The 10,791-nt window shown below is 38.5% G+C and carries 9 protein-coding genes and 1 pseudogene; 3 read left to right on the top strand and 7 right to left on the bottom strand.

Features of this window, described 5'->3' with window-relative positions; translation table 11 throughout:
* Positions 1-28: 28 nt before the first annotated feature.
* From ACUVXA_RS10200 to ACUVXA_RS10180, 5 genes are all read right to left on the bottom strand, one after another.
* The gene (locus ACUVXA_RS10200) at positions 29-850 is read right to left on the bottom strand and encodes a lipoate--protein ligase family protein (protein WP_445871152.1); all 822 of its coding nucleotides are present in this window, start codon (positions 848-850) and stop codon (positions 29-31) included.
* A gap of 102 nt (positions 851-952) precedes the next feature.
* Complete coding sequence (locus tag ACUVXA_RS10195) at positions 953-1,330, bottom strand: hypothetical protein (protein ID WP_445871151.1); 378 nt, start codon at positions 1,328-1,330, stop codon at positions 953-955.
* A gap of 181 nt (positions 1,331-1,511) precedes the next feature.
* Positions 1,512-2,354 (bottom strand): CoA-transferase subunit beta, encoded by an 843-nt coding sequence (locus ACUVXA_RS10190; protein WP_445871150.1) that lies wholly within the window; start codon positions 2,352-2,354, stop codon positions 1,512-1,514.
* 3 nt (positions 2,355-2,357) lie between these two features.
* Positions 2,358-3,212 (bottom strand): CoA transferase subunit A, encoded by an 855-nt coding sequence (locus ACUVXA_RS10185; RefSeq protein ID WP_445871149.1) that lies wholly within the window; start codon positions 3,210-3,212, stop codon positions 2,358-2,360.
* A gap of 222 nt (positions 3,213-3,434) precedes the next feature.
* Positions 3,435-5,822, bottom strand: coding sequence for a tetratricopeptide repeat protein (locus tag ACUVXA_RS10180; protein WP_445871148.1), 2,388 nt, complete (start codon positions 5,820-5,822; stop codon positions 3,435-3,437).
* Between the two features lie 298 nt (positions 5,823-6,120).
* Between ACUVXA_RS10180 and nadB the strand changes: the two genes are divergently transcribed.
* A complete protein-coding gene (gene nadB, locus ACUVXA_RS10175; RefSeq protein ID WP_445871147.1) occupies positions 6,121-7,749 on the top strand; it encodes an L-aspartate oxidase in 1,629 nt (542 codons plus the stop codon).
* Between the two features lie 31 nt (positions 7,750-7,780).
* Here the strand turns inward: nadB and ACUVXA_RS10170 are convergent, their stop codons facing one another.
* On the bottom strand, positions 7,781-8,257 hold the full coding sequence (locus tag ACUVXA_RS10170) for a hypothetical protein (protein WP_445871146.1): 477 nt from the start codon (positions 8,255-8,257) through the stop codon (positions 7,781-7,783).
* A 253-nt stretch (positions 8,258-8,510) separates the two neighbouring features.
* Here ACUVXA_RS10170 and ACUVXA_RS10165 point away from each other — a divergent pair, with 253 nt between their 5' ends.
* Positions 8,511-9,671, top strand: a complete 1,161-nt coding sequence (locus ACUVXA_RS10165; RefSeq protein WP_445871145.1) for a nicotinate phosphoribosyltransferase — start codon at positions 8,511-8,513, stop codon at positions 9,669-9,671.
* The gene (locus ACUVXA_RS10160) at positions 9,661-10,347 is read left to right on the top strand and encodes an NUDIX hydrolase (protein WP_445871144.1); all 687 of its coding nucleotides are present in this window, start codon (positions 9,661-9,663) and stop codon (positions 10,345-10,347) included. The genes ACUVXA_RS10165 and ACUVXA_RS10160 overlap by 11 nt, the downstream gene beginning before the upstream one ends.
* Before the next feature lie 67 nt (positions 10,348-10,414).
* Here the strand turns inward: ACUVXA_RS10160 and ACUVXA_RS10155 are convergent.
* Positions 10,415-10,791, bottom strand: a pseudogene (locus ACUVXA_RS10155) (hypothetical protein); the annotation flags it as partial.

The raw sequence follows: 10,791 nt of genomic DNA, 5'->3' as shown, positions 1-10,791 counted from the left end.
TAAAGTCCAAGAATGGTATTATTTATCATTAAATCTTTCTACTGTTGTGAACCCTGTCCTCACTAGGCAGATTCTTCTTCCATTTCTCGCTGGAATACCTGAAAACAAATTTATCATCCAACATATACTTTGTTAAACTGCCAATGTCTGCCAGCTCTTCGGGTGTCCTCTCACCCGGTTCTGCTTCTATGCCAAGTTTATTCTTTACGGAGTCTATTAGAAACTCGATTATTTCTTCCTCATCCATCATTATTTTACCATCTTTTTCAATACTAGCAGCGTAATCCCTAAGATCTTTAATGATTTTGTCTCTAGCCTTTTCTGGAGGATATTTAATTACCTCCGCCATCATCTCAGCGTCAGGAGAAATCCTGTTAATAAAGGTAAATACCAGCATAGTGTTGAAAATTTTCGAGGTAGAATGTCCACTCAGTTTCCTTTCACCGGTTTTGATATCGCCTGGATGTTTATACCATAGTCCCTCAATTCCCGCTTTTTTGTATAGTTCAAGTGTTATGTCTCCCACGATGAGTTTTGCGGCTTCCTCCATGTTATCCAGCTTGTTCGTTATTATTGACCAGACCATTGATCCTGGTGATGCAAAGTATGTTCCTGCACCCTGACCTCTAAATCTTCTACTTAACTCCACTTTGTGCTTTTTTATTCCCTCAACGTTTACCACAGAGTCAATGTCTTCATAGTAACCCATAGCCACACAAGGCCTATCTGCAATCCAAACAGATACCGTGTCCGGGATCTTACCCATTATCCTATGTTTAAAAGTGGTTGCTGCAGAAGCTAGGGCCTCGGCTGCTCCTCCACGTAGAAGAGTAAAACGGGCTTTCTCCATTTATGTCTCTCCCTAATATTCCTTAAAGAGTTTAATAAGGGTATTTTAGGTTTAAAAAGAGTTTGGTGCAACCCGCACCCTGGTTGAAGTTTCCCGTTTGCGTTAGTAATTGATGACTGAAATTTTGTCTTCGCTTAGGTATTCGATTGTGTCTTCTAGTAGCGACATTAGCTTAGAGGCGATTACCTTTTTGCCTTGTAAAAGCATTTCTTGGATGGTGATCGCTAATCCATGCGCTCCCTTTGTGAATCTGATCATTCCTAGGTCATGTAGGACCCACATGGCACAGATTAACTTACGTATCTGATTTTCACTGAAATTTTCTTGGGTGGTTAAAATATTTTTGAATAGTTCCATTAGGGATTTTGCTGAGTAGTGGGAAATTATTTCGATGAGTTCCTTTATTTCCATTACTACGTTCTGGAGTCTTGAATTCGCATTTTTCCAGTGTTTTTGCAGGTCAGAGAGCGTGATTTCCAAGTTATGGTTCACCGAAATAGTTACTATAACCTGGTTATATTTATAGCATACTATTTTATAAAGTTAATAGTTGAGATTTTTTAGGTGCCTCTAATCGGAATTCCCAAAAAAATGCGAAAAACATGTTTATAAAATTGATTTAAAAAACCCTTCTACAAGAAGACTGAAAATTCTTAATTATTCATTCCAAGTTTTTCTGCAAATTGGTTAATTTTTCAATCATTGCTTCTTTGTGTTTTGGCATTTCGATTTTTCTAAAGTTGTTCGGGTCAATTTTTTCACGAATTAGCTTCAATTCTGTTTCTATTGGAGGCTCTGTTTCAGGCACCTTATCCGGTATAACAAGTTCAAAGCCCGTGTTTTCAATTACCTCTTCTATGGAAATCCCTGGGTGGACGGATTCCAGCTTCATCTGTTTGTTTTCAGTTTCAAAATTCATGATGGCTAGATTTGAAATAACCTTTGTGGGTCCTTGGGAGCGTATATTCATTTTTTTTCTCCACTCCCCGTTTTCTAAGTGTCCGGCACCGGTAATATAATCGATTTTTTTTACAAAAACCTTTTTTTCATGGTGGGGAGCATAGTAGACTATTCTCTGAGCCAATACTAGCATATCAGCAGTGCCCACTCCTCCACTAAATCTGATGGTGGGTTTTACTTTGTCTCCTATCAGAGTCATGTTTGCATTGCCCCACTTGTCTATTTGTGCAGGCCTGAGAAACATTAGATCTATCCCGCCTCTCTGCTGACGATTCCAAAACTCGTTTATGCCCAGAAGCCCATACACTTTGCCTAAAAAATTTTCTGGCTTAATCATAACTTGGGATATATCATGCATAACTGGATTAACCCCCAAGAAATACAGGTGGCTTGCGTTCCGGGCGTGGGTTTCCCGGGCAAGCATGATGGCTGCTCCGGCTAGAGGGGTGGTTATACCCTGAAAAATTAGATCATTATCTTTGATTTCTCGGGCCATGGCAACTATCATGATCTCATCGATTGTGTAATCCTCAGCGTATTTCAAAGTCTAGCATACCCCCACTAGCTTTAGATATTCATTATGACTATTTGGCTCGTACACATACTTTGTAAGATATTTTTCAAATGTTTTAGGATCATTGGAGCAACTCATGTACTCCATTAGATGGGCTACATCTGGATCATAAAGGGGATAAATTGACATGGGATGGGCACCGTGAGATGTTTCTATCACCGCATCGACTTCATAGTTGAAGAGTATAGTTTTATCATAGTTTTTTCTTATCTCCTCTGGACTCACTACTTTCTCAACAGTAACAATGAGTCTTTTACCCGCTCTCGCCAGGGCTACTTCGTAATCGATGGTACTCTCAGTCGGCGAATACGCTTGAACATTACCATAACAATCAGCTTGTATTGCATGGATCACACATACATCAAAATTGAACGCAGGAACTGCTAATAACTTCTGTCTGGTGTAGGGACAGGTAATAGTTTTGAATCCTAGGTCCTTCACAATGTCACTACCAAAACCCCCCCTCAAAGGTAAAAACGGTAAACCCATGTTCGCAGCCCTTAGAGCGGATGCAAAGCCCAGAATGTTGTACTCATGTACCTCGATTAAAGCATTCTCAGCAGCTCTTCTGAAATTAAGAGCCAAACCAAGCTGTCCCATACCCAAATAGGCATAATTTACGCTTCTTGTACATCCTGCACCAATCAACATGTCCAAATCTATATTTGCGTTAATAGAATAAGCATCTAGATTCTTTTTTCCAGATTTTATTAGTGCCCTAATAAAAGCCATGGGTCGGCGAAAAAACATGAATCCGCCGAACCCGATGGAAAAACCATCTTCCACGAACTCAACAGCTTCCTCCAGTTCCATTAGCCTCTCCTTCATTGCGAATCACCTCAAAACACATAAACTGTATTAAAATATGAAGGTTTCAAAATCATAGTACAAATTTTTTGATACTCTGAATTTCAATGGTTATTAAAACTTTTCTTAACGATTAGTAACTGAAATTAGTTTAAGAATTCTTCATACGAATTGGGCGGAAAGAAACTGATAACTTTTTTAAAAAGATTCAAAAAAATTCCCAAAATACTAATCGCTTGGGAGCTATAATTGTTTAGCTAGTTTGGGGAACTTCTCTAGTACTCTAAAATAGAAGGTTTTTCCGGGGTCTTTTTTCTTTAAGAAACTGTATGATTTGAATATTTCGGGAAATGTTGATTCCAACCATTTTAGGTAGTTTAATTCTTCTGAGATTTTGAGACAGATTTCGAAATGGGCAACTGCTTTATGGATTTCACCCTTATTTACCAGCACAAGTCCAATGTTGGAGTAGTCTTTTATCATTTCTTCCTTGTTATCCAGTTCTTTGTGTATTTTAAGGGCTTTTTCAAAATATTCCAAGGAAAGGTCAAAATCGTTTTCATCAGCCAGAATCTTACCTATATCCGTATACTTCTCCGCAACCATACTGTGTTTTCCAAGCTCTTTAGCGATACTTAATGCTCTTTCAAGGTAAGGAAGTGCTTCTCTTCCCTCCCCTGACTCACTTAAAACAGAGGCAATATTGTTACAGTTTGTGGCTACAGCTTCAAAGTTTTCGATTTCATCGTTTATATCAAGAGCATCCTGAAAATATTGGAGTGCCTTGCTCAAATTACCTTTAGCCCTTAGGGTAACGCCTATGTTATTGTATTCTATGGATAATTTTCTTTTTTCATTAGTTTTTCTGTGAGTTTCAAGGGCTCTCTCATAATATTTTAGAGCATCATCCAGTCGCTGCTTCTTGTAATAGATTGTTCCTATATTACTGTAATCATCGGCTATTGACCGGTCATCATTTAGTTCTTGGTCTATTTCCAAAGCCATTCCATAATATCTAGCGGCTTCATCAAGCTTTTCAGTGAGATACATTATTATTCCAAGAGCCTCATATGCTGCAGCTAATAATTCTCGGTGACTATTGCTTTTAGCAAGAGATTCCAATTTTTTAAATTCGTGGAAGGCTTCATCATATATTTCAAGTTTTAATGCACAAACGCCCTTTCTACCATGAATAGCAGCTAAATCCTCTCTGATTTGAATCCAGTTCTGAGCTTCCTCAAAAAAGCGGTAAGCATTTGCAAAATCTCCTTGCATATAGTAGAGCATTCCAGTATAGTATGATGAGACGCCCTTAATTTTAGGTGAACCAGTTTTTTCATAACAGTTACTTAATTCTGCAACAGCCTCCTCTAATTGACCTTTCCTTATTTTTATAAGAGCTTCCTGAACAGTCAGAAAATCAGTCTGCTCCGCTTCTTCTGCATATGACCGAGCCTCTGCGATACTATCTGAGGATCTCGCCAAATCACCACTTAGCAGAAGATTGTTGCCTAATAGTAAATAGTACTCAAATTGAAGGAAATGGTTCGTTACGGGTTTCGCGATGTAGAGTTCGTTTAAAGCGTGTGAGCTGGGAAGTATTCTGCCCTCAATTATTGCAAGTGCAGCTAATATCTCATTTTTACTTTCTGTGTTTAATGGGTGGAGTATGTCTTTTTTCAAATGTTCAAGAAAGAGTATTAGTTTAATTTTTTCCTCTTTTGTTAAGAATCGGAAGTAATCTGGATCGAAAGCCATCTGACTCATAAGCTGGTCAAGATATATTTTTTCAATTTCAAGCAAACTCTCTCGAAAATCAGGATCATCAAATAATTCAATAACATTAGAGTTTAATGGAAGAAACATTTTACTTATGTTATTCTTCAGATTACCCGCCCGCAAACCATAAAATTCAGTTTCTTCAAAAAAGCAGGAAAATTCATAAATATCATAAATACTTTTATATAAAATCTGGTTGCTTTTTCCTAGCCCAGGAATTTTATCCACACTAGTCCATTTTAAAAATTTTTTAATTTCCGGTTCAGACTTTACCACACTTGGAGTAAATTCAAGAAATCTGTCGCTCCGATCCTCTACTTTTTTAATTTGGGCACCACCCGCCTCCACCCTCTCAAAACTATCATAAAAAATAAAGTAGTTTTCGGGATCTATGTTAATAAGTTCCTCCATAATTTCCGAGATTCCAAAGCTACTCAGTGAGCTGAAAAGCTTTTCTTTAAATTTTTTCATTGCAATTCTAAACGCTTCGCGCAGCCCTTTAATATCATCCAACTCTCCGTAAAGTGCTGAAATATTCAGAAAAGCATGACTTAAGGTTTCGGGAACGCTTCTTTCTAAAAAGAAAAAGTCGGTCTCACCCGAAGGCAATAAGGCATCTTGAATCGGAAAAATTTTTACCCCTAACGAAAAAACTTCGGATAAAACATCATCACTCAGCTGATTTAGAACTTTTTTCTGAGTATTTTTCTCTACATTTTTTAACTCATTTTTAAAAAGTTCAAAAAAAACATTATATCTCTTATTAGGCCACCAATCAATATAATACTCAATAGTTTTTATAAGCTTTTCTGAAGGTAATCCCATTACAAGAAAAGTAACCGTCTCCGCCACTCAAAAGCATCCTCCACAAAATGTATATGAATCTAAATAATTAATATATTTTTTTGATATTTCCACGACTCATAAACTCTAAAAAAATATTCTATTTGTTTATCATGGGACTGAATTTTATATTAGAAATATAAAAAGTTGAGTTTAAAAATATTAATAAAAACCTCCAACTATGACACTCTAGGTAATTGATACCACTCTCTTTATATATTTCTTAACAAACGTAGTTTTTAAAACCTACACCTATTGAAAATGTTAAATCTTCCAGTTTAATTTATTTCTTAAAGGGTGATTTTTATTGAGGTGGCAAACAGACTTTCTAGTAATCGGCTCGGGAATCGCAGGTTTGAGTTTTGCCCTCAAAGCAGGAAACCATGGAAAGGTGATTGTTGCGACCAAGAAGTCTAGTGTGGAGAGCAGCACTAATTTTGCTCAGGGGGGAATAGCCGCGGTCACCGACCTTGAACAAGATAATTTCGAATCCCACATAAGAGACACCCTGGAGGCAGGATGTTACTTAAATGATTTAGAAGTTGTAGAAATGGTTGTGAAAGAGGCCCCAGAAAGGGTAAGAGAATTAATAGAAATCGGAGTGGAATTTGAAAGAAATGAGAATGGTTCTTTTAATTTGGGATTAGAAGGCGGACACAGCCGCAGGAGAATACTTCATGTTGCAGATTTCACAGGGGCAGCTATTGAAAGAGCATTAGTAGATGCCTGTGAGAAACATCCTAATGTTACAATTATTGAAGACGCAATGGCTATCGACCTAATCACTACACGCAGACTCAAACTGAGTCAAAAAGAGGATGAATGTATAGGAGCCTATATCTTTGATAAAAAATCGGGCAATATTAGCACCTACCTCGCCAATGTTACAGTTCTAGCTACAGGTGGATGTGGACAAATTTACCTATATACTACTAACCCTAGCATCTCTACAGGCGATGGAATAGCCATGGCTTACAGGATAGGAGCCAGGGTTAAGGATCTGGAATTCGTACAGTTCCACCCCACCACACTTTATGATCAGAATGGAAGCTCATTTCTTATTTCAGAAGCGGTTCGGGGAGAAGGCGGGGTATTAATGACCATCAGTGAATATGAAGATTTCATAAAATCTGGAGAAAAAGACCCCACCAAATTCTCCTTTATGAAAAATTATGATGAGAGGGGAAGCCTGGCCACTCGCGATATTGTAGCAAGAGCTGTGGACAGAGAATTAAAAAGAAGCGGCGACAAATACGTATACCTCTACCTCCTACACTTGGATTCAGAAAAAATTAAGGAACGATTCCCTCACATTTATAATACATGCCTAGAGTACGGTATAGACATAACAAAACAACCAATACCGGTAGTACCAGCAGCACACTATATGGTAGGAGGAGTGGCCGTAAATAAGAATGGACAAGTTATACAAAGAGATGATCCCCATCAAGTTATTAACCGCCTCTACGCGATCGGAGAGGTTGCCGCCACTGGACTACATGGCGCTAATAGACTTGCAAGCAATTCACTATTAGAATCCGTAGTATTTTCACACAGAAGCTATTTAGACTCCATTAAATATCTGGAAAACCCCGTCGAAATGCCTTTAGAGGAAATGCCCCTCTGGGATGCAACCAAGTATAAACCCATAGATGAAAAAGTCTTGTTAAAGCATGATTTCGATGAAATAAGACGACTCATGTGGAAATATGTAGGCATAGTAAGAAGTGACCTGAGGCTACAAAGAGCTATACGCCGCCTAAATCTACTAGAAGAAGACATTAGCCACTACTACTGGAACTACATACTTAATGAGGACCTAATAGAATTAAGAAACATAATCCTAGTAGCCCGACTAATAGTAGAAGCTTCAATTGAAAGAAAACAAAACATAGGACTCTTCTATAATATAGACAATGAGAAAAATAAAAAATAGTGGGAAGAAAAATCATTTTCTAATAATTTCTTCATCTACCTCTGTCTTGGTATCCACCTCTATCGCTTCTATAGGGTCGCCCGCCGTATCCTCCGTATCGGTCGCCTCCACCATACTGGGGGTGGGGGCGTTGTGGCTGTTGGTACACTCTTTTAGATAGGTTGTTCTCGGTGTTAATTTTGGCGGGAGTGCTCTCATCGATTTCCTCCATGCTACCATATTTTCCCAGGTTTAGTCGCAGAGAACTCTTAAAAACCGTGGTGTACACATTGTTTAGCTGATATACATGGTCTATCTTCATTTTGTCTATGTCTTCGTTCCATAGGGTTAGTAAAATGCTTCCAGTTTCGTCCCCCACGAGGGCCTCGGTTACTCTGTACGTTTCCCCGGTTTTTTTGGAAACCACTTCTCTTTCTTCATTTTTGGAATTACATCTAATTTTTAAGTTGACGCCTCTAAGGTTGGGTCTCAAATCACTCACATTTTTAAATTCTTGGGATTCACTCATTTCAACTCATCTTTCACACAATCTTTCAATAGAAAAAAGCCGGGGAGCAGAAAATCCGCTACTAGCATTTCTTCTATTTTAAAAAATTTTTAATCTTGCACGTATATAAACTTTCTTAAAAATCGTAAAATATTTCTTAACCATTATTTTTTTAGTGTAAATATTTACTTAGTGTACAATCTACAAAATCCAAAGGATTTATATTTATAGTGTTAAATATACACTAAGTAAAATTGGAGAATAAGGTGAACGAATGGCAGTAAAAAGAAAAACTGAATTTCATTTTCCACCAAGACACGAACCACACACTGACGTATATTTCCTAAGAAGCTCAGAAATATTAAGAAAAGAGGGGATAAATCCGCACGTCAGATACCAAATTTTTATTAGAAAAGGCCCAGGCGTAACTGCAGGAATAGACGAGGCTATAGCTGCAATCATGAAGTACAGTCCGAAACTGGCTGAACATGGCGGAAGAATCTACGCTCTTCATGATGGAGTAAAATACCAACCGGAAGAAACCCTGATGTTTCTTGATGGACCAGTCCTGGATCTAATAGAATTAGAAACAATCTATTTGTCAATCCTATCGGAAAGAACCAGCAGGGCAAACGGTCTTCCAGAACCGAATTTAGAAAAAATCAAGACTAATGTTCGCGAAATAGTAGACTTATTGGATAAAAGTAAATTTGGTTCCCGGCAAATATCTTATTTTGGCGCAAGACATTACGGTTACGAATATGATGCTAAAATAGCAAAAGCCACATACGAGGCGGGAGCCACATCAACCTCAACTGATGTGGGGGCAGCAACATTTGGGCAGAAAGGTGTAGGCACGGTACCACACGCCTTGGTTTTAGTAATGGCCTCAAAATACGGAGAAGAGAATTCTGCGGTTGAAACTATGAAAGCGTTTAATAAACATATGCCGAAAGAGGTTCCTCGAATTTTTCTATCGGATACTTTCGGAAGGGAAATAACTGATACTCTCAGAGTTGCTGAAGTGTTAGGGGATGATTTTTGGGGACCAAGATTTGACACAAATGGAGCAATAATAGCAGAAGGTGGCCTTCCCTTTGATGGCAGAAAATATTGGACAGGAACAGGGGTAACTGTAGAGGCCGTTGTTGCTGCGAGACGAAAATTTAATGATGCCGGATATAAGGATTTGAAAATAGCACTCTCAAGCGGATTCAGCAAAATAGAGAAGGTTGCGGCTTTTGTAGCCGGAGAAGAAAAGTATGGGTTAAAGCTTTTTGATTTTATTGGTGCTGGCTTTGCAGAGGATAGGTATGTTGCGACCTCTGACATCATGGGCTACTTTGTAGAAGATGAATTCAAAGAGTTGCATAAAGTGGGGAGACCATATCGGCCTAATCCAAGACTGGAGAAGGTGGACCTAAGTGTCTACTAAAAGTCAGCTTGGAAAATCGGAAGTTTATGTCACTGTGGATGTCTGCATATTTGCGATAAAGAATTATGATTTGATGGTTCTACTAATAATGAGAAGCACACCTCCCTATGAGGGGGTTTGGGCTCTTCCCAGTGTTTTTGTAGAGAAATATGAGACTCTAGATAAAGCTTCGATTAGGGTTTTGAAGGAAAAAGCAGGAATTTTTGGAAATCTGTACTTAGAGCAGCTTTACACTTATGGAGAATTGAAAAGAGATCCTAGGGGTAGAGTGATAACAGTAGCCTATTTTGCTTTTGTGGATTCAGAAAAAATAAAATTCTCAGAGAACGCAGCTTGGCATTCGGTTTACAAACTTCCTGAACTGGCTTTCGACCATAATAAAATTATCAGGTACGCACATCAGAGATTAAAAAACAAGCTGGAATACACCGCGATAGCACTGGATATATTGCCCGAATTTTTTACTCTGACTGAGCTTCAAAAAGTTTACGAGACCATACTGGGTGAAAAATTGGATAAAAGAAATTTCAGAAAGAAAATTGCTTCAATGGGAATAGTAAAACCCACTAATAAATACAAACCCGGTGTTCATAGACCGGCAAGATTATACACGTTCAAGAAAGATGTAAAAAGCAAGAAAATACCGGGATTCAGATGGACAAGATTAGAATTGTGAGTTCATCCTCCAGTCCAGCACCATTTTAGGCTACCATAATACATTAGAGTGAGTTGACTTTTGTGTGCTATTTGGGAATTTTTTGACACAAATTTTTACAGACCTTTTTGTGGCCCTTGTAGAGCTTTTCGAACTCAACGAAAAGATTATCATACAGCTTAACGTTTTCCGGATCTGGCTTGAAAACTTTGGTAACCTTTACCATTTTAGCTGCGGTTGCAAAGTCTTTGTGTATTCCCAAACCAACACTAGCTATCATTGCAGCTCCCCTAACACCGGCCTCCCTTGGATTTACAAGCTGCCTTACTTCCCGGTTAAGAACATCCGCAACAATCTGACCCCAGGTTTTTCTAAGAGCGCCTCCTCCCACGAAGTTAACCCATTCGGCGAGCCGTTGTCCGAAACTTACCCATTTAGGACACCGCCTAAATGGTGTTCGGTTCC

The sequence above is a fragment of the Candidatus Jordarchaeum sp. genome, from assembly GCF_052745115.1.
The sequence above is the reverse complement of the archived record's forward strand: the minus strand, read 5'-3'. Positions and strand labels throughout refer to the sequence as shown.

Coding starts and splice junctions, on each gene's coding strand:
- ACUVXA_RS10200 (WP_445871152.1), bottom strand. CDS start 850: ATGGAGAAAGCCCGTTTTACTCTTCTACGTGGAGGAGCAGCCGAGGCC.
- ACUVXA_RS10185 (WP_445871149.1), bottom strand. CDS start 3,212: ATGAAGGAGAGGCTAATGGAACTGGAGGAAGCTGTTGAGTTCGTGGAA.
- ACUVXA_RS10170 (WP_445871146.1), bottom strand. CDS start 8,257: ATGAGTGAATCCCAAGAATTTAAAAATGTGAGTGATTTGAGACCCAAC.
- ACUVXA_RS10165 (WP_445871145.1), top strand. CDS start 8,511: ATGGCAGTAAAAAGAAAAACTGAATTTCATTTTCCACCAAGACACGAA.